This is a genomic window from Faecalicatena contorta, assembly GCF_021531995.1.
Lineage (GTDB): Bacteria > Bacillota > Clostridia > Lachnospirales > Lachnospiraceae > Dorea_A > Dorea_A contorta_A.
This window is the reverse complement of the sequence record NZ_JAFBIZ010000056.1, coordinates 1-19,011: the sequence shown is the minus strand read 5'-3', so window position 1 is coordinate 19,011 and position 19,011 is coordinate 1. Positions and strand designations below refer to the sequence as shown.

16 protein-coding genes, 2 tRNA genes and 1 pseudogene are annotated in these 19,011 nt (G+C 42.3%); 2 read left to right on the top strand and 17 right to left on the bottom strand.

The annotated features are described in order from the left end of the window. Nucleotides 1–33 precede the first annotated feature (33 nt). The 6 genes from JQM82_RS08880 to JQM82_RS08855 all read right to left on the bottom strand — a co-directional run bounded on the left by JQM82_RS08880 (nucleotide 34) and on the right by JQM82_RS08855 (nucleotide 4,984). On the bottom strand, nucleotides 34–1,197 hold the full coding sequence (locus JQM82_RS08880) for an ABC transporter substrate-binding protein (protein WP_235249780.1): 1,164 nt from the start codon (nucleotides 1,195–1,197) through the stop codon (nucleotides 34–36). Between the two features lie 88 nt (nucleotides 1,198–1,285). Further along, nucleotides 1,286–2,065 carry an ABC transporter ATP-binding protein gene (locus JQM82_RS08875; protein WP_235249779.1) on the bottom strand — a complete coding sequence of 260 codons (780 nt, stop codon included), beginning with the start codon at nucleotides 2,063–2,065 and terminating at the stop codon, nucleotides 1,286–1,288. Between the two features lie 4 nt (nucleotides 2,066–2,069). Then, entirely contained in the window at nucleotides 2,070–3,131 is a 1,062-nt protein-coding gene (locus tag JQM82_RS08870) for an ABC transporter permease (protein ID WP_235249778.1), read from the bottom strand. A 199-nt stretch (nucleotides 3,132–3,330) separates the two neighbouring features. Continuing rightward, nucleotides 3,331–3,404: transfer RNA gene (locus JQM82_RS08865), tRNA-Pro, on the bottom strand. A gap of 55 nt (nucleotides 3,405–3,459) precedes the next feature. Beyond that, nucleotides 3,460–3,530: transfer RNA gene (locus JQM82_RS08860), tRNA-Gln, on the bottom strand. Between the two features lie 137 nt (nucleotides 3,531–3,667). After that, nucleotides 3,668–4,984 carry an MATE family efflux transporter gene (locus tag JQM82_RS08855; protein ID WP_235249777.1) on the bottom strand — a complete coding sequence of 439 codons (1,317 nt, stop codon included), beginning with the start codon at nucleotides 4,982–4,984 and terminating at the stop codon, nucleotides 3,668–3,670. Between the two features lie 112 nt (nucleotides 4,985–5,096). Between JQM82_RS08855 and JQM82_RS08850 the strand changes: the two genes are divergently transcribed. Further along, nucleotides 5,097–5,906: a MerR family transcriptional regulator gene (locus tag JQM82_RS08850; RefSeq protein ID WP_235249776.1), complete on the top strand. Its 810-nt coding sequence runs from the start codon at nucleotides 5,097–5,099 to the stop codon at nucleotides 5,904–5,906. A gap of 89 nt (nucleotides 5,907–5,995) precedes the next feature. On the opposite strand, the gene JQM82_RS08845 is transcribed toward JQM82_RS08850, so the two are convergent. Genes JQM82_RS08845 through JQM82_RS08830 form a run of 4 tightly spaced genes read right to left on the bottom strand, consistent with a single transcriptional unit; the run spans nucleotide 5,996 to nucleotide 10,027 of the window. Continuing rightward, complete coding sequence (locus JQM82_RS08845) at nucleotides 5,996–7,210, bottom strand: LL-diaminopimelate aminotransferase (protein WP_235249775.1); 1,215 nt, start codon at nucleotides 7,208–7,210, stop codon at nucleotides 5,996–5,998. 22 nt (nucleotides 7,211–7,232) lie between these two features. Then, on the bottom strand, nucleotides 7,233–8,087 hold the full coding sequence (dapF, locus tag JQM82_RS08840) for a diaminopimelate epimerase (protein ID WP_235249773.1): 855 nt from the start codon (nucleotides 8,085–8,087) through the stop codon (nucleotides 7,233–7,235). A gap of 18 nt (nucleotides 8,088–8,105) precedes the next feature. Continuing rightward, complete coding sequence (locus JQM82_RS08835) at nucleotides 8,106–8,654, bottom strand: ANTAR domain-containing response regulator (RefSeq protein WP_235249772.1); 549 nt, start codon at nucleotides 8,652–8,654, stop codon at nucleotides 8,106–8,108. Nucleotides 8,655–8,695: 41 nt separating this feature from the next. Continuing rightward, a complete protein-coding gene (locus JQM82_RS08830) occupies nucleotides 8,696–10,027 on the bottom strand; it encodes a glutamine synthetase family protein (protein WP_235249771.1) in 1,332 nt (443 codons plus the stop codon). A 200-nt stretch (nucleotides 10,028–10,227) separates the two neighbouring features. On the opposite strand from JQM82_RS08830, the gene JQM82_RS08825 reads away from it, so the two are divergent. After that, nucleotides 10,228–10,872: a PduL/EutD family phosphate acyltransferase gene (locus JQM82_RS08825; protein WP_235249770.1), complete on the top strand. Its 645-nt coding sequence runs from the start codon at nucleotides 10,228–10,230 to the stop codon at nucleotides 10,870–10,872. Between the two features lie 138 nt (nucleotides 10,873–11,010). On the opposite strand, the gene JQM82_RS08820 is transcribed toward JQM82_RS08825, so the two are convergent. The 7 genes and pseudogenes from JQM82_RS08820 to JQM82_RS08790 form a co-directional block, all read right to left on the bottom strand. Continuing rightward, nucleotides 11,011–11,640, bottom strand: a complete 630-nt coding sequence (locus JQM82_RS08820; RefSeq protein WP_235249769.1) for a lysoplasmalogenase — start codon at nucleotides 11,638–11,640, stop codon at nucleotides 11,011–11,013. Nucleotides 11,641–11,724: 84 nt separating this feature from the next. After that, nucleotides 11,725–11,970: pseudogene (locus JQM82_RS08815) on the bottom strand (polysaccharide deacetylase family protein); the annotation flags it as partial. 55 nt (nucleotides 11,971–12,025) lie between these two features. Continuing rightward, nucleotides 12,026–13,519 (bottom strand): recombinase family protein, encoded by a 1,494-nt coding sequence (locus tag JQM82_RS08810; protein WP_235249768.1) that lies wholly within the window; start codon nucleotides 13,517–13,519, stop codon nucleotides 12,026–12,028. A 382-nt stretch (nucleotides 13,520–13,901) separates the two neighbouring features. After that, entirely contained in the window at nucleotides 13,902–15,752 is a 1,851-nt protein-coding gene (locus JQM82_RS08805; RefSeq protein ID WP_235249767.1) for an amylosucrase, read from the bottom strand. Between the two features lie 32 nt (nucleotides 15,753–15,784). Beyond that, the gene (locus JQM82_RS08800; protein WP_235249765.1) at nucleotides 15,785–16,645 is read right to left on the bottom strand and encodes a carbohydrate ABC transporter permease; all 861 of its coding nucleotides are present in this window, start codon (nucleotides 16,643–16,645) and stop codon (nucleotides 15,785–15,787) included. Further along, nucleotides 16,645–17,517 (bottom strand): carbohydrate ABC transporter permease, encoded by an 873-nt coding sequence (locus tag JQM82_RS08795; protein ID WP_235249764.1) that lies wholly within the window; start codon nucleotides 17,515–17,517, stop codon nucleotides 16,645–16,647. The genes JQM82_RS08800 and JQM82_RS08795 overlap by 1 nt, the downstream gene beginning before the upstream one ends. Nucleotides 17,518–17,533: 16 nt before the next feature. Beyond that, nucleotides 17,534–18,910: an ABC transporter substrate-binding protein gene (locus tag JQM82_RS08790; protein ID WP_235249763.1), complete on the bottom strand. Its 1,377-nt coding sequence runs from the start codon at nucleotides 18,908–18,910 to the stop codon at nucleotides 17,534–17,536. Nucleotides 18,911–19,011 lie beyond the last annotated feature (101 nt).

The window sequence follows — 19,011 nt, the reverse complement described above, 5'->3', positions numbered from 1 at the left end:
CTTTTATAATATAAGATATAAGACTTTTCCTGATTATTCAGCTCTCTGCTCTACAGGAACTGTACGTCCTTCTACATCAATCGTATCACCTACCGTGAGATCTGGAACCTCTTCATCCGGGCAAACATTTGTCCATGCAAGATCCATAACTTTCTCAGGTGTCATGTCATCTGCCGTGATAACACCAAGTCTGATATAATCAGCAGCAATATTTTCAAGAGCCTGCTCTGTTATTGCATCAGAAAGACCAAAGTACAGAGTATTCCAGAACTCAAGCTGATCAGCTTCTTCACCTGTCATTTTATCTGTATCATACATAATCTGTATAGCTTCTTCTGGATGAAGACGAGCATACTGTCCTGCACGCTTAATTGCCATTGTAACATATTTTGCATGAATTGGATTTTCTTTGATGAAATCATTATTCATAGCTGTTACACAACAAACTTCACCTTCAAAACCATCAACCGGAGTAATAGAGCAAACTTTACGCATCTGATCTTTGTAATTAGCGATTACAAAATAATCAGAAAAGATTGCTGCATCAACTTCTCCACTTTCCATTGCTGCCACTGTAGCTGCACTGTCTTCAATATTGGAGTATTCTACTTCTGTTGTAGGATCAATTCCATCTGCATCAAGCATACGGTAAATAATATTCTGGTCAGAGTTTCCAATACCATCATGAATAGCAATTGTCTTACCAACAAGATCCTCTGAATCTTCTATTTCGCTGTCATTAAATACATAAACTGATTTACATCCCATGTGTGAACCACATACAAATGTCATATTAACTCCGTTTGTAATTGGAACAAGCATTGTTGCTATATGATCTGTACCCCACATACATTTACCTGTACCAACTGTGTTAACTACAGAATCTCCTTCTACATAAGTAGCATTAATTCCATAATCCTGATAATATCCAAGTTCTTCAGCCAGGTACTTCGCGGACACACATGCGCCACCATTAAAAAGATAATTAATCTCTGTGCCAAACACTGGCTCTTTCTGCATTGCCTCCCAATCTTCTTCAGATACCAGTTCCGGACGTTCGATCTGTGCGTCTTCACTTGTCTCTTCCTGTGCTGTATCTTCTTTCTGTTCGCCTTGTTCCCCACAAGCCGCAAGTGAAACCACCATTGTTCCAACAAGAAGAGCCGCAAAAAGACGTTTCAACTTCATTGATTTCATACACTTTTTCTCCTTTATTACATTTCTTTGTTACATCTATCTTAAATATCAGAGGTCGCGACTTTCTCCAATATTAAGATCTTAGTCATTAATCAGATGCACGCTCCCCGGCATAATGAAGTCTCTCCAGGATTTCATTACGATACCCGATAAATGCTTTGGATGATCTATCTCTCGGATAAGGCTCATCTACTTTAATATCTGCAACCACACGACCTGGATTTGCATCCAGAACAATCACTCTTGTCCCCATATAAATAGCCTCATCCACATCATGTGTAACCATAATCGCAAGCTGTTTATTCTCCGCCCACATACGAAGAATCTCATCCTGCATATTCATACGGGTAAATGCATCCAGTGCTCCCAAAGGTTCATCCAATAGAAGGATATCCGGCTCATTGATCAGAGATCTGACAAGCGCAACTCTCTGCGCCATACCTCCCGATAATTGTCCCGGATAATCATCACGAAAACCTTCTAATCCGATTACTTTTAACATACGTTCAACTTTTTCATCATGTTTTTTTAATTTGCCTTGCATTTCAAGACTGAATCCTATATTTTTTTCCACTGTCAGCCATGGAAATAATGTCGGTTTCTGAAACACCATTCCTCTCTCCGGCGAAGGCTCTGTAATCTCCTTTCCATCTACTGTCAGTGTACCTGTCGTAGGCTTGATCAGCCCGGCAACAAGTCTGAGAATGGTTGACTTTCCACATCCTGATGGACCAACCAGACTAATAAATTCTCCTCCTGTCATCGTAAGACTGACATCTGACAATGCATGCGTAACATCATCATTCTCTATTTTCGCAAAACTTTTTGATACTTTATCTAATTTTAACGTTATGTTATGTCCTGCCATTATTTTATTTCACCATTCCATTCTGCCATCTAAGTACACGGCGCTTGATCAGATCTAATCCTTTAGTCACAATTGTAAAAATGAAACAAATTACAAAAAGTGCGGCAAACATCTTATCATAAGCTGCCCAGGATTTTGCCCATGTCATATACCATCCAAGACCTGCCTTAACCCCCATCATCTCTGCAATCATGATTGCAACACATGCAGAACTCATTGCCTGTGTACATCCCTGAAGAATCGATGGCATTGCATGGGGAATTGCTACGCGAAATACAAGCTGTCTTTCCGATGCTCCCAGTGTTCTCGCAGCTTCAAAATAATCCTTATCCACATTCTGTATGCCCGTCATAGAAGCAACTGTCACTGCAAACCAGGACCCAAGTCCGATTACGAAAACCGCACCTTTGAAGAGCGAAGTTGCCACTACCATAATAATAGGAATCCATGTAGATGTAGGAATTGGACCCAGGAACTTAATCACAGGTGTAACCCAGTAACGAACTTTTTCAGAGTACCCACACGTAATTCCCGTAATAAGTCCAAGGAATACGCCGATAAAATAACCCAAAAACAAAAGTCTCAGTGTGTGCAGTGTACAAACCAGAATGTATGCCCGGTCTTCCCATGCGATATTCAAAATTGCATTCATACAAGGCACAAATGGCTGTGTCAGAATCCCTGTCTTCAAAGTAAGATAATCATATGCTGCGAGAAGTAAAAACAATGCCGAAAACAAAGGTGCTCTGTAACGAACCATATCAAGCCAGGCTTTATTCCCCTTGAGTTTTTTTACAAAACAAATGATTCCATAAATCGCATAAACCACCATAAATACAACAAGAACTCCCACATAAGTATATGGGTGCTTATTCGGGCTGTTATTCGGGATTTCCCAGTATTCCCAGATTGCAAATAATCCACAAAAAATGGGAAGCACGAGAATCAATCTGTCCATCCAAACCTGGAATGTTGATTTCTCAGCTTCTTCCAACTCGCGCAACTGCTGTTTCGTCAGTTTCTGCTCACTGCTCTTTTCGACTTTATCGTTTCCCTTATTCGCCATTTCTTTTTCTCCTGACATCCATAAATCCTGCTTATCGTTGTATGTATTATTATTCTACCAAAACAATCTCGCTTTGAGAAATCAATTATTACAATAATAAATATCTATTTATAGATATTTATTATTGTAATAAAGATACCTATAGCGCAAAAAAACCACAAAGCTTAAAATATAAGCTTTGTGGTTTTCTTTGTTCCAGTCGGAGTGACGTGATTCGAACACGCGGCCTCTACGTCCCGAACGTAGCGCTCTACCAAGCTGAGCCACACTCCGATATTAGATAACCGGATGCTCTTTAAAGAAAGCATCCGGCGCCCCTGCCAAGGAACTACGGATAGAGGACTCGAACCTCTACTAACAGAGTCAGAGTCTGCTGTGCTGCCATTACACCAATCCGCATTGGTTTGTGGTTTGTTCAGCGAACAAATATTATTATACCTGCTTTTTTCAAAAAGTCAACCCTAAATTATATATTTTTCATATTTTCTCTATTTTTCTCATAATTCCGTCATTAACCTCACATATGGTCCTGTCATCTATCGGCGGCTGGCATACCACCGATACATTCCGAGCGACATGACAAGGCATATACTCTCAGCAATCACCGGCGCCCACCAGATGGCTTCTCCGCCAAATATCGCAGTCAAAAACACAAGACTGGCAACCAGTGCAATCAGACTTCTTGTCAGGGATATCGTTGTCGCAAATCCCGCCTTCTCCACGGATGTAAAATACCCACCGATCACAACGTTATATCCCGCAAGCAGAAACGACAGAATAAAGATTCGAAATACCCTGACCGAATATTCTGCCAGCACACTCTCTTTGGCATCCAAGAACAATGACACAATTCCCCCGGCGCCCAGATAACATCCAATTACCGCAGCAACCGAGCCTGCTGCCGCTGCTGCCAGACCATATTTCAGAAGCTTTTTGTATTTCTTCGGTTCATTCTTTCCATAATAATAGCTGATCAGAGGCTGTGATCCCTGTGCAATACCCGCCATAGACATCACAACAATCATATTTACATAAGATATGATCGTATAGCTTACCAGTGCATATTCTCCGATATAACGCAAAATCGCCTGATTAAAAAAGAAGATAATAATACCACTGGAAAACTCTGTCACTCCGGAAGACATTCCATTCCGAATCTGCCGTCCGACAACCGAAAGTTGAAAATGAAACTTTGCAAACTTGATCGTTCCTTTTGCCCCCAGAAAGTGCCACAGATACAGAACAATCACAGACACCTGAGAAATTCCGGTCGCCAGTGCTGCTCCCCTCACTCCCCAGTGCCATACCATCACCATCAGATAATCCAGAATACAGTTAAGCACTGCACCTAATGTGACATATATCGTCGCAAGCTTTGGATATCCATCCGTCTTTATCAAAGTTTCAAACGAATAAGACAAGGTATATGCAATCGCAAACGGCGCTATTGTACCGATATATTCTTTTGCATATGGAAGAATATTGTCGGTTGCACCCAGAAATCTGGCAAATGGCTCCAGAAACGTCAGTACGAGTGTTGTAATCAATAACGAAAGTACACACAGTACCACCACATTCTGCGTAAAGACTTCATTGGCCCTCTTACGATCTCCCTGACCCAGCAGGATCGCTACAATCGTTGAGTTTCCTACCGCAAACAGGATAGATATGGAAAACAGTCCCGTCGTAAACGGCATAGAGATGTTCACCGCTGTCAGCGCAACTTCCGATACCCCTCTGGCAACAAAGATTCCATCTACCATCGTATACAGTGAAAAGACCCACTGTGCAATTATAGATGGGATAATAAACTTCAAAAAATCACTTTTCAAAGACTTTCCTTCAAGTCTCACACTAAAACCTCTCTTCTTCTCTTTTTTCTTCCTTCTCAGTCTAAACCTTGGTATAATACTAAGGTCAAGAACATTTTTTAATCTTAAAAATCACACGAAAGGATTGCATGCTATGAAACAATTCTATAAAATCGGAGAAATTTCCAAGCTATATAATATAGGTCCGGATTCTCTTCGCTACTACGAAAAGCTGGGGCTGTTAACTCCATGTCGCGGTACCAACGATTATCGTCTGTATACGCTCAATGATCTCTGGCGTCTGAATGTCATCCGTGACCTGCGTAAACTCGGATTTCCAATGGAAAAGATTCAGGCGTATATGGAGTCGAGAAACATAGATAACACGCATAAACTTCTCGAAGAAGAACTTTCGGTCATCGAAGACCGTATCCTGGAACTGAAGGAACTCCACGAAAATGTTACCGAACGACTTCATACACTGGAAGAAGCCGTCAGCCAACCACTTGACATTGTCCAGCAAAAAGAGTTTCCGGTGCGAAGATGCCATATGATCCATCATCCATTTCACACAGACGAAGAGATGGATATGCTGATCAAGCAATTACTGAACAAGGATAAAAAGAATCTGTACATCATCGGGAATAACCGGATCGGATCCCTGCTGCCGCTTGATCAGGCAAGTTCCGGTCAATATCAGAATTATGAAGGTGCTTTTATCATCGATGCAAAGGGATCGTCTGTATTTGACGCCGGAACTTATCTTTCAGTCTGCTATCACGGAGATTCTCACCAGCATCAGACCTATTATCCGCTCCTGGTTGATTATGCCTCTACGCATCGACTCCGATTCGACGGACCGATACTTGAGCTTCTGTGGATCGACATTCATCAGTCCGCTGATGTATCCGAACACATTACCGAGCTTCAGGTGAAAGTTTGCAGAGAAACGAAGGTTCTATAGAATAGAAACAGCAGAGATACGTCCCGGAATCTTCATTCCCCGGTCGTATCCCTGCCATATTACCCTTATCTCTATCCTCTGTAGATGCTCTACATGCGCTTGATTCTCTCAATTGCAGCAACTGTATTCTCATAAGAACCGAATGCTGTCAGTCGGAAATATCCTTCTCCACTTGGACCGAATCCGGAACCAGGAGTTCCGACTACATTGGCCTTATCCAGCAGATAATCAAAGAAATCCCAGGAAGTCATACCCTTCGGAGTCTCCAGCCAGATATAAGGAGCATTCACTCCACCGGATACATTGTATCCTGCATCTTTAAGACCTTCTTTGATAATCTTTGCGTTATTCATGTAGTATGCAACCTGTTCTTTCAGCTGCGATTTTCCTTCCTCAGAATATACAGCCTCGCCGGCTTTCTGAACAATATACGGTGCTCCGTTGTATTTCGTACCATGACGTCTTGCCCACAGAGAATGAAGCGTTACATCGCCATCCTTCAGATCTTTCGGAATGATGGTTGCACCAAGTCTGACACCTGTAAATCCAGCATTTTTGGAAAAGCTTCGAAGCTCGATTGCGCAGGTTCTGGCTCCTTCGCATTCATAGATAGAGTGTGGAACATCTTCTTCAGATATATATGCTTCGTATGCTGCATCATAGATGATTACCGCTCCAACCTTATTGGCATAATCTACCCATTCCTGCAGCTGCGCTTTTGTAATCGTAGAACCGGTCGGATTATTCGGGAAACACAGATAAATGATATCTGGTGTCTCTTTTGGAAGCTCCGGTGCAAAATTCGTTTCTTTCGTACACGGCATATAGATCACATCACTCCATGTCTCAGCAACCGGATCATAAGTTCCGGTACGGCCTGCCATAACATTCGTGTCTACATATACCGGATACACCGGATCGCATACCGCAATCTTATTATCTCTGGAGAAAATCTCCTGAATATTTCCGGAATCGCCCTTTGCTCCGTCCGAAATAAAAATCTCATCGGCCTGAATATCGCAGCCTCTGGCCTGGAAATCATTCTTTGCCATCGCACTTCTTAAAAATTCATATCCAAGATCCGGTGCATATCCGCGGAACGTCTCTGCATGCGCCATTTCTTCCACTGCACTGTGCAGTGCATCAATAATCACCGGTGCAAGCGGCTGTGTTACATCTCCGATACTCAGTCGGATAATATCCTTTTCCGGGTGCGCCGCCTGATATTCTCTCTGTTTTCTCGCAACTGTTGAAAACAAATAACTTCCTGGTAATTTCAGATAATCCTGATTCACTTTAAACATCTGTTCTTCTCCTTCTCTTTGTTTATTTTCCGGAACCTATGCCCGTAATATCTATTTCACCATCAAACACCGTCGTTGCCGGACCTGTCATATAGACTGTATCCTTCTCTCTGTCCCACTCAATCTGCAGGTCACCGCCCAACAGACGAACTGTGACCTTCTCTTCCGTGAGTCCGTTCAGAACGCTTGCAACTGCCACCGCACACGCTCCGGTTCCACATGCCATAGTCTCTCCGGATCCACGCTCCCACACACGCATCTCCAGTGTATGCCTGTCTACAAATCTTACAAATTCTGTATTGATTCGTTTTGGAAACCTATCATGATTCTCGAACAAGGGTCCGATTCTCTCGATGTCCAAATCCTGAATATTATCCATGTACACAACTGCATGCGGATTGCCCATCGACACACCTGTCATGCGATACTCCATCCGGCCTGCTACAATCGGCTCATTCACTACCATGTCCCCGGACGCCTGGATCGGAATACATTCCGGCTTCAGAATCGGACTTCCCATATCTACTTTTACCAGTACCACTTTTCCATCCTGCACAGTCAGATCCAGATACTTAATTCCTCCCAGCGTCTCTACCGAGATCTGGGTCTGATCTGTCAATCCATAATCGTATACATATTTTGCCACACAGCGAATGCCATTTCCACACATCTCACCACGGGATCCATCTGCATTGTACATTTCCATTTCAAAATCAGCAACCTTGGACGGATTAATCAGAATCAACCCATCCGAACCAATTCCAAAATGCCGGTCGCTCACATATTTTGCCACTTCGGATGGATTTTCTATCTTTTCCTGAAATCCATTGACATAGACATAATCATTGCCTAAGCCATGCATTTTCGTAAATTTCATATCTATGTTCTCCTTTTCCTACTCATTCATAATGCTTAACACCATTTCCGCTGTTTCCACCATATTTGTTCCATTATCCATGCTGTGCTTCTGAAGATATCTGTGTGCCTCGCTTTCTGACATATGATTGCGGGCCATCAGCAATTCCTTCGCTTTTTTGATCATCTCCTGTTGTTCAGGATTGCGGTTTTTCTTTTCCTGCTTACGCTTTTTTCTCCTTCGTTCTACCGTCCTGAGCATCATATCCATGGTGTTCATAAGATCATATACTTTGATCGGCATCGACAGTCCGACCACACCCTCTACAGAGCCTTCACTCCATTTGGCAGGTGATGTAATCAGCAGTATCTCGAACGAATTCGGAAGATATTCTCGAAGCTCTGTATACATCATATCTTTCAGCTTATATCCACATACTACAACTCCTTCATCCACTGTATCAGCATAGTGCATGATCTGCGCTCCGGTCGTACATACACCTATTACCTCAATGCCGCCACGGACCAGCAGGTTTCGAATATTGGCTGCATTATCTTTGTTAGGAAATCCAACGATAACACCAGTCAAACTGACACCTCCTCGTTATTCTCTTCCTCTGCGATTATTGATTACAACAGATGCAAATACTTATTCAATTCCCATTCCGTTACCTGAATACGGTACTCCTGATACTCTTTTGTCTTTGCGTCAACATATTTTCTGGACAGATCTTCACCCAGAACTTCCTGAATAAAAGAATCCTTCTCGAATTCTTTTGCTGCTTCTCTCAGACTTCCCGGAAGCTTATCGATTCCAAAGATTTTTCTTTCTTCTTCTGTCATCTCGTAAATGTTGCGGTTCACACTCTTCGGAGGCATAATTCCCTGCTTAATACCATCGATTCCTGCTGCCAGGCAGACCGCCAATGCCAGATATGGATTAGCAGACGGATCCGGATTGCGCAGTTCCACTCTCGTGTATTCTCCCCTGTTTCCCGGGATACGAATCAATGGAGTCCGATTCTTCACTGACCATGCAATATACACCGGTGCTTCATAACCCGGAGTCAACCTTTTATAAGAATTCACAATCGGGTTAGTAATAAATGTAATTGCTTTCATATGCTTCATAATTCCGCCAATGAAGCAATAAGCCTCCTTGCTGAGCCCATGCTCACCTTTTGCATCCTGAAAGATATTAATTCCGTCTCTGCTAAGAGACATATTGATATGCATACCGGATCCATTAATTCCACACTTCGGCTTCGGCATAAATGTTGCATGCAGCCCATGGCGCTTTGCAATCGTCTTAACAACCAGTTTAAATGTCATGATGTTATCTGCCGTTGTCAGAGCTTCATCATATCGGAAATCTATTTCATGCTGTGCAGGTGCCGCCTCATGATGAGAGGATTCAATCTCATATCCCATCTCTTCCAGAGTCAGAACCATATCACGCCTTGCATTTTCTCCCAGATCCAGAGGGCCCAGGTCAAAATAGCCTGCACTTTCGTGCGAGAGCGTCGTCGGAAGCCCGTCATCATCTGTATGAAACAGGAAAAATTCACATTCCGGCCCGACATTAAATTCATATCCCATATCTCTTACGTCTTTGATGACTTTCTTCAATATATATCTCGGATCACTTTCAAAAGGTGTCCCGTCCTGTTTATGCACATCACAGATCAGTCTCGCAACCTTCCCCTGCTGAGGTCTCCATGGAAATATCTCAAATGTATTCAGATCCGGATACAGATACATATCAGACTCTTCCACTCTTGCAAATCCCTCAATGGAAGAACCATCAAACATAATCTGGTTATCCAGCGCCTTCTCCAGCTGGCTGGCCGTAATTGCGATGTTTTTCATAGTTCCGAAAATATCTGTAAACTGCAGACGTATAAATCCTACGTCTTCTTCCTCAACGATCCTTAGAATATCCTCTCTTGTGTAATTGTTCATTACCATACCTCCGTATAAAGAAAAAATGGGCGCTCTCATACCACTGATGAAACCGCCGTTGATTAAATCCCTTTAAATTATAATTAGAAAAAGTTACTTTGTCAATCCGAATCCTGTTGAAAAACCGATTGCACTCTGTTAAAATAAGAGAAGTTGTACATCATAATGAACATTAGGGGAAAGAGAGGCAGAATCATACCATGGGAGTTGCAATTCCAATCGAAACCAGCGCACGCCATATTCATATGTGCCGTGCTGACTTTGAGACTTTATTCGGAGAGGGCAAAGAACTGACCTTTAAAGCAGAATTAAGCCAGCCGGGCCAATATGTATCTGAAGAACGTATTACCGTTCAGGGGCCAAAGGGAACATTTGAAAATGTAGCAATACTGGGACCTTTCCGTAATGAAACCCAGCTTGAGATTTCTGTTACGGATTGTCGTAAGCTTGGAATTCCCGGTGTGATCCGTCAATCCGGAGACACTGCAGGTACTCCGGGCTGTACACTGATCGGTCCAAACGGATCACTTACGCTCAATCATGGTGTAATCGTAGCCAAACGCCACATTCACATGACACCTCTGCAGGCAATCCAGATGAATGTTCAGGATAATGATAATGTCTTTGTAATCACGAACAGTTTTGAACGTTCCCTGATCTTTGCAGATGTTATCGTTCGTGTCCACCCAAACTTTTCACTTGCCATGCATGTAGATACAGATGAGGCTAATGCTTTCGCCGGAATGGATAATCCTACTGGTGTTATTCTGAAGCTTTTCGGCGGACAGACTTACAATCTGCAAAAATGGGCAGACGAACTTCAAAATGGAATCAACCGATTATAATATTATGCATTCATACAAAAAAGAACTGTCACAAAGTCTGGATGTCCCGCATAGATGACATCCAGACTTTGCGACAGTTCTGTTATATTCCTGTTCGATTATAATTATTTCTTGTGCGTCTTCATATCTATATCTCTATCATGCGATCCACACGGCACTGCCAATCAGATAGACTGCTGCATAATATAGCATCAGGATCAGTACTCCGTCTATCAATTTTTTTCTCTCCTTCACCAAACTCCATACAATGATACAATCAGATACCAGGAAACAGAATGCACCGATAGTATATAACAAGGCCATCTTCGACTGCAGATGCAGATACATTGTAACTGCCATGGCAACCATTCCTGTCAATACAGCCAAATACCCAAAAGCCTGACTTTTAAACTCTCCGAGTGTCTCAATCTTGGTACGAAAGATAAGGAACACACACAGATAGATTCCACCAAATATCAGCCATGTGTATTTCGTTGGAACCACTTTCTGACAAAATGCCAGGATAAATAAAAGATGTGCCGCACCAAACAAGTACACCCCCCTGATAAATTGTATTTCAAGTATGACATCTGCTGCCATACAGCAGATCAAACCTAATACAATCACCCATTCTGCCAAGCGATGCGTCATCAAAGCTCCATATATCCCGGCACAAACAGCCATTGCAGTAGCTGCCGCCTTAAATATCAACGCTCTTTTTTCTGCCTTCTCCCGAAAATAGCCATACAGCAGACCCAAAAGCACCATCAACCCTATCGTTATATACATCTCGCAACCTCTCTCTTTTCAAATTTTCAAGAGTTGTTTCATTATACCATACCTTTTCCGAGAATCATAGCCTCTCCGGTCACATCATTCGTTTTTTATCTGCCTCCCGGTCACATCCATGTGATAATCCTTTTTATATATCAGCTCTGATACCGGAATGATCTGATATCCCTTTTCTTCCAGGCCTGTCAGAAGCTGTTCCAATGCCTGAGCAGTGTATTTTGCACCATTATGACAAAGGATGATAGCACCATTCTGCAGATCTTTATGATTTAAAACGGTGTCAATAATGCTTTCTGTTCCATAGTCTTTCCAGTCCAGACTATCCACTGGCGATACAACTGCAAAGCCCGGCAATCTGATTAATTGTTGAGCTATCAATCAATTATATCTTCCAGATAATCTCAATATCCTCATCATAAACACGAATCTTCTCTATAAAAGCCTGTGCTGTCATCTTCTTTTCTTCAAAGTTAAGTTTTTCAAAATCAATTCCTTTGTAATACTGTTTTGTATCTTCCCTCGGGGCCTCAAACTGTTTCATGAGTTCTCTTTTTCTCTCATCCATTTTTACAAGTTCTGAGTTGATATATTTCATCGAAACATCAGAAGCTTCCTTCATGCACCCCACCAATCTCTGGATTTTTTCCTCTATATCCTGCAGTTCTTTTCCCAGCTTTCTTTCTTGAGCATTAATTTCCACAGGACCATAGTTTTTATTACACTCTTTCAGTATTTTTTCCAGTTCTTTTTGAACCTCTGCCTCCAACTCATCCACCGGTTGTGAAAATGACTGTTTGTCACAGATGTGTAAATTGGATCTTCCGCTGCAATATAAGTATTTTTTATCCTTCCATTTTCTTACCGTAAGAGAATAACCGCAGTTCCCACATTTTAGCAGACCTGTAAGCCATGTTGTTTTTCCTTTCCCCCAATTTCCGATTTGACGGTTTTTCTCCAGTCGATACTGACATTTGAGCCATATATCAGAAGGAATCTTTCCCTCGAAGTTCGTCAGGAACAGAACCTGATCCTGCATACTGGTATATTTGCGGACATTACCGGCTCTTTTTCCTACAACCTGAGCCGAACTGTTTCCATTGAATTCTTCTATTCCATTCGATATTTTTCCAATATTTCGACTTTTATAATAAAGGAAGATGTCTTTATCTGCCTGTACATAAACAGGAGCATGTAAGATTCTTGCCAGTGCCACATTATCCCACCCTGCTTTTCTCTTTTTGCAGGGAATCTTCCGGCGTAACAAATCCCTGCCGATTTCTCCCAAAGACACCTCTTCATTGGCATATCGGTAAAAGATTTCTTTTACGATTTCAAATTCCTCCGTATACGCAAGAGATGGAACAGCCCTTCCTTCCTCATCCTGAATCCTGATATTCTTCATTCCATACGGTGCAGTACCGCCCGGCCAATTTCCACGCTTGATTCTTGTGTAATAATTATCTGTTACTCTTTCTGCAATCGTTTCTCTTTCTAACTGTGCGAACACCATAATAATATAGATCATTGCACGCCCCATAGGGGTACTGGTATCAAACTTCTCATTCACCGATACAAAATCCACCTGATTCTGATCCAGAACATCCCAGAATTGTCCAAAATCCAGAATAGATCTGCTAAGCCGATCCAGACGGTACACAATTATTTTGCTTATTATCCCTTCTTTAACATCCTGCTGCATTTTCTGGAAACCAGGTCTTGATGTATTTTTCCCGCTAAATCCTCGATCTTCATAGACAAGGGCAGAGGACGGATGACTGCATTCCATTCGGCAACGCTCCATCTGTCCTTCCACAGACAGAGAATCCTTCTTGTCTTTGGATTGTCTTACATAGATCGCTTCAAACTTCTCAGTCATCCGGGCACCTCCTTTCTCATGCTTATTCATAATGAATCATTACACTTTTTCACTGGCTTTGTATTCATTTAATTTCCTGACCAGTGCCAGATAAATCAGCCGCCTTGCCCGTTTTCCATCTTCTAATTGTTTATATACATTTCTGATAACCATACTTCGCCCCTCCTTCCTGTTAAAAAGATATGTCCACAGGATTGTCCATTATCCAGATTGGTCTCAGATGATTGCGGATCTGCATCTCGCATGCACATTTATCTTTTTTCAAAATTGGTTCATAAAATATAGGGATTGTGGCAAAACATCTTTTTCCACAATCCCTGTTTATTATCATATTATTTTAAAATACTTTTCAAAAAGAAAATATAGCCCTTACGCTGATCTTTTACTCACCGTCCCTGACACACCAACGATACTGGTAAGGTTCCATCCATAAGGACTGCATGCTCACTTTTTCTCCGGTAAACAGATCTTCATATTGTGCCTTCAGCGTCGGAAGTTGAGCCATCTTGCCTTCTCCCGAGAAATTGGCAACGCAGATCATCTCCTTTTTTCTGAATGTTCTACGGATCGCGAACACCGATATCTGGCAGGTATCCCAGGTTGTCACGTCAGCCTCATTGCGAAAGCATGGATTCTGCCTTCGTATCTGCTCCATCTTCTTAAGCCCTTTCCAGATCTCATTCTGGACAGTGCCTTTTTTTCTTCGGAGTTCTGCATTCTCCCAGTTGAAAGGACTTCTGTGCAGATAACGACTATCTGAAGCAATATCCGGATTCTCCTTATATCCATAGTCATTGACCTGCCCAATCTCATCTCCGGACGATAACATCGTGAATCCTTTCAGACTCATGCATGCTGCATGCATCATCAACACTCTCTGGACACCCTGCGCTTTCTGCCGGTCATCTCCCTCGAATCCACCTTTTTCAATTCCACAGAGGCTGGCTGTTGTCCCACAGCTTCTGGCATCCAGGGTGACCGGATCATAGTTGTACAATTCACCTCTTGCAAAACTATTCGGAAATGTACCTTCAAAAAACCGATACAGATATTCCTTATGTCTTAATGGATCAATCAGAAGATTTCTTTCCTGTTCTTCATCCAGCCCCCATCCAATATCATCATGACAGCGTAGATAATTGACAAAGTAACAATTATCCGGAAGACTGTGAATCACATCCATCTGATGCTTCAAAAGCCTGGTATCCTGCGTAGCCAAAGCCGCCCACAGATTGACCATGCTGGATACTCCGTATAACATATGACATTCCGGTGTTTCTTTCGTACCAAAGTAAACCGGCAGCTCTTTGGGAGCCATAACGACCTCGCCTTTCAGGATGACTCCCGGACATACAATCTCCAGAATCATCCTGATCATCCGCACAATCGTGTGAACCTGCGGAAGATTTCTACAATTCGTTCCAAGTTCCTTCCAGATATAAGGAACTGCATCAATCCGGAATATCTCCACTCCAAGATTTGCCAGATACAGAATATTTCCCACCATCTCATTAAATACTTTTGGATTATGGTAATTCAAATCCCACTGGTAGGGATAAAATGTCGTCAGCACATATTTTTGCATCTCCTCACACCAGGTGAAATTTCCCGGTGCCGTGGCAGGAAAGACCTGAGGCATCGTCTGTTCAAATTGTGACGGAATATCATAATTCTCATAACACTGATACCGCTGCATGTATTCCCATTCTCCGGCCTTGGCGCGCATTGCCCATTCATGTGTATCTGCCGTATGGTTCATGACAAAGTCAAGACAAAGGCTGATTCCTCTCTCTCTCAATGCTTTCGTAAGCGTTTCCAGATCCTCATTCGTACCGATCTCTGGGTCAACCGTCCGAAAATCTTCCACTGCATAACCTCCGTCGTTATATGGATGTGGCATCTTCAAAAGAGGCATCAGATGAAGATATGTAATTTTCTGTTCTGACAGATAATCCAGTTTCTTGATCAGTCCTTTCAGGTTTCCCGCGAACAGACTTGGATACATGGTCATTCCCAGCATTTTTTTGTCTCTGAACCAGAACGGATTCTGTTCCCTTTTTCCATCCAATTCTTTCAATTCTGCAGGTCTGTTCTTATAAAATGATTCCATAGCGAGGAATAATTCTTCATAACTGTGACCATCTTGATATAACGACATGTATTTTTCATACAGCTCCCGTCCATGAATCTGCATTCTTCGCTTATATTCATTCTCTTCCATTTTATTTCCCACTTACATCTTCTCCTGTAATATCTGATACCTAACTATTTTACCGCACCTGCAACTACACCACCGATAATCTGCTTCTGAAGTGCCACATACAGAATCAGGATCGGAACCACACACAATAACAGACCAGCCATAATCGTACCATAATCGGCTGAATATGTTCCATAGAAGCTATAAGTAGACAACGGCAGTGTCAGCAGCTCCTTATCCGTCAGTACCAGTGACGGAAGCAGGAAGTCATTCCAGAATGCCAGTGAATTCAGAATCACCATCGTAGATATAATCGGCTTTAACAGTGGCAATACAATCTTGAAGAATGTCTGCGTATGTGTACATCCATCAATATAAGCAGCTTCTTCCAGTGCGATTGGAACATTTCCCTTGATAAATCCATGAAACATGAACACGGACATCGCCATAGAGAATCCTGTATGTAAGAAAATCAATGTAAGTCTGTGATTCAGAACATTTAACATACCACCATAGATACTTACCAGTGGAATCATCAATGCCTGGAACGGAATAATCATAGATGCTACCATAAGTGCAAATGTAATCTTAGAAATTCCGTTGTTGTGGCGAACAACATAATATGCAAGCATAGCTGCCAGCAAAGTTACGAGTATTGTCGCAGAAGTTGTTATGATCAGAGAATTCTTGAATGCATTCAGGAAATCCATCTGCGTAAACGCCTTAACAAAGTTATCAAAGGATAATCCCTTAATGGTAAACAGCCAGGAAAATGGGCTCTTAATAATATCTCTCTTCTGTTTCAGGGAGTTGATTACTACCATAAGGAAGGGGAACATATATGCAATAAAGATAATGACCAGTCCCACCATTGCCAGCATGTTGGTCAATCGTTTTTTATTTCCACCAATTGTTGTACGGCTCATTATGCTTCTACCTCCTGTTTCTTTGTCAAATATACCTGAATACCGCTAATACATGCTACGATAATAAATAGGATCAAGGCTTCTGCCTGGCCTACTCCAAACTGTCTGGATGTGAAGGCTTTCTCAAATACATGCATTGCTGCCATCTCTGTTGTTCCGTATGGAGCTCCTGCCGTTAAAGATAAGTTCAGATCATATACCATGAATGCGCGGGATAACGTCAGGAACAGACAGATCGTTACAGAAGACATCATCAGAGGCATTACGATATTCTTCATCTTGATCCATCCGGATGCTCCGTCAATACTTGCCGCTTCCATAACGTCCTCACTCAGTCCCATAAAACCAGCCACATAAATCAGAATCATGTACCCGGACAACTGCCATACTGACACTAACACCAGCGCCGCAAATGCTTTCGCAGGATCTGACAGCCAGGATACCTCGAACAATTTCCATCCGGTACTCTCTCCTACACTTACGAATACTCTTGAAAATACGAACTGCCATATGTAACCTAATACGATACCACCGATCAGATTCGGGGTAAAAAATCCTGCACGGAAGAAGTTCTGTCCCTTGATTCCACGAGTCAGCAGGTACGCAATGGCAAATGCAATCACATTAACCAGGACAACCACCAGAATCACATACTTGAACGTCAGAACCAGTGATGTCCAGAACTGAACATCCTTCATAACTCCGGCAAAATTCTTAAGTCCAATAAAGTTTTTATCTTGTGCAACACCATTCCAGTCCGTCAGTGTCAGATAGATACCATAGACAAACGGAACAATAACGACTGCAAAGAAGCAGAACATTCCCGGCAATGCAAATATACAGAAATCTTTTCCATTACTTTTTGATCTCATCTCTTATACCTCTTTTCTATTCCTGTTCATTCCAATAGTCCTTGATTGAACCAATCAATTCTTCCCTGTCACTTCTGTCTGCCAGATATTTCTGCATAGCAGCTCCCAGCACAGACCAATGATCATTCGGCACGATTGCAGCTGCATTAAAGGCTCTGTCGCTGTGCACTTTCTCGTAGATGTCACGAGCAAGTGGATCACTCGGCTCATACGGATTATTCTGAAAAGCCGGAATAATACTACAAGTCTTTACCAGCATCTGCTGTCCGATCTCACTGTATACAATCCAGTTCAAGAATTCCTTTGCCGCCGCCTGCTCGCTCTCAGATGCCTGCTGTCCATCAATCATTATCTGCTTAGAAGGAGATGCCTGGATCTTTGTATTAACAAAATCATTCGGATCATTGGTCATAAAATATGGAAGGAATCCATATTCATCCTCTTTATCAGCCCCTGCTTCTTCCATGTTCGGCCATGCCCAGTTTCCATTGAACCAGATTGCCGTCTTTCCATCCACAAGGTCAATCGCCATCTCATCATAGTCTGCTCCCAACGGATCCCCCTTAGCCACATTATATTTTTTCAACACGTCGAACATATTCAGGAAATCTGTCATGCGATCATATTCTTCCAGATCAATCTCTTTATCTTTAATCATCTCAATGCATTCCTCAGCTCCTTCTGAAGTACCGTCATAAGTTTCATAGATATACTGCAGGTGATGAGCCCCCAGCGACCAGTCTTCTTTTGCAAGAGATACTGGTTTCTCAATTCCACCTTCCACCAGCCGTTCTAACAGATCTTCAAATTCATCCAGCGTTGTAATGGAATCCGGATCAAACTCCTCTCCCAGAGCATCTTCGATGACTGTTTTATTATAAATTAACCCACGTCCTTCGACACACAATGGGAAACTATAGATCGCATCATTCACTCTTGTCACATAATCCTGTGCTTCAGCAACCCATAGCTCATCCGTAAGGTCTGCAGCCTTCTCTTCTGCCAGCGCAATGACATCTGTGGTATCCAGGATTGCCAGTGTAGGAGCACTCCCTGCATTATACATACTTACCACCTTTGTATACGGTGAATCTCCATCCGTTACCGGCATAACCTCAACATGTACCCCTGACTTCTCTTCGAATACCTTTCCCATCTCTTCCAGTGCAACCTGAATCTCTGCCTTCGTGTTCAGCAGCGTGATCTCTGTTCCTGATAAAGAAGTGTCATAGGAAAATGTATCTACCGACATATCAATCGGCTCCTTTTCTTCCACCTCATTCGGATCGTCCGGATCACTGGCAAATCCGAATCTGCATCCGGTAAGCATGGTCATTGTCATTACAACCACAAGTCCTGATGCAATCATTCTTGAAATAAGATGCTTTCTCATATTCTCTCCTCCTGTAAATCTTATTATCATCTATCCCTTTCATGAGTAATCGGTAAAGTAACCGGTTACTTTTTTATGTTTTTATCTTATCACTACATAAT

Coding starts and splice junctions, on each gene's coding strand:
- JQM82_RS08845 (WP_235249775.1), bottom strand. CDS start 7,210: ATGTTTAAAGTGAATCAGGATTATCTGAAATTACCAGGAAGTTATTTG.
- dapF (WP_235249773.1), bottom strand. CDS start 8,087: ATGAAATTTACGAAAATGCATGGCTTAGGCAATGATTATGTCTATGTC.
- JQM82_RS08830 (WP_235249771.1), bottom strand. CDS start 10,027: ATGAACAATTACACAAGAGAGGATATTCTAAGGATCGTTGAGGAAGAA.
- JQM82_RS08795 (WP_235249764.1), bottom strand. CDS start 17,517: ATGAGATCAAAAAGTAATGGAAAAGATTTCTGTATATTTGCATTGCCG.
- JQM82_RS08825 (WP_235249770.1), top strand. CDS start 10,228: ATGGGAGTTGCAATTCCAATCGAAACCAGCGCACGCCATATTCATATG.
- JQM82_RS08880 (WP_235249780.1), bottom strand. CDS start 1,197: ATGAAATCAATGAAGTTGAAACGTCTTTTTGCGGCTCTTCTTGTTGGA.
- JQM82_RS08820 (WP_235249769.1), bottom strand. CDS start 11,640: ATGTATATAACGATAGGGTTGATGGTGCTTTTGGGTCTGCTGTATGGC.
- JQM82_RS08790 (WP_235249763.1), bottom strand. CDS start 18,910: ATGAGAAAGCATCTTATTTCAAGAATGATTGCATCAGGACTTGTGGTT.
- JQM82_RS08850 (WP_235249776.1), top strand. CDS start 5,097: ATGAAACAATTCTATAAAATCGGAGAAATTTCCAAGCTATATAATATA.
- JQM82_RS08800 (WP_235249765.1), bottom strand. CDS start 16,645: ATGAGCCGTACAACAATTGGTGGAAATAAAAAACGATTGACCAACATG.
- JQM82_RS08810 (WP_235249768.1), bottom strand. CDS start 13,519: ATGACTGAGAAGTTTGAAGCGATCTATGTAAGACAATCCAAAGACAAG.
- JQM82_RS08870 (WP_235249778.1), bottom strand. CDS start 3,131: ATGGCGAATAAGGGAAACGATAAAGTCGAAAAGAGCAGTGAGCAGAAA.
- JQM82_RS08875 (WP_235249779.1), bottom strand. CDS start 2,065: ATGGCAGGACATAACATAACGTTAAAATTAGATAAAGTATCAAAAAGT.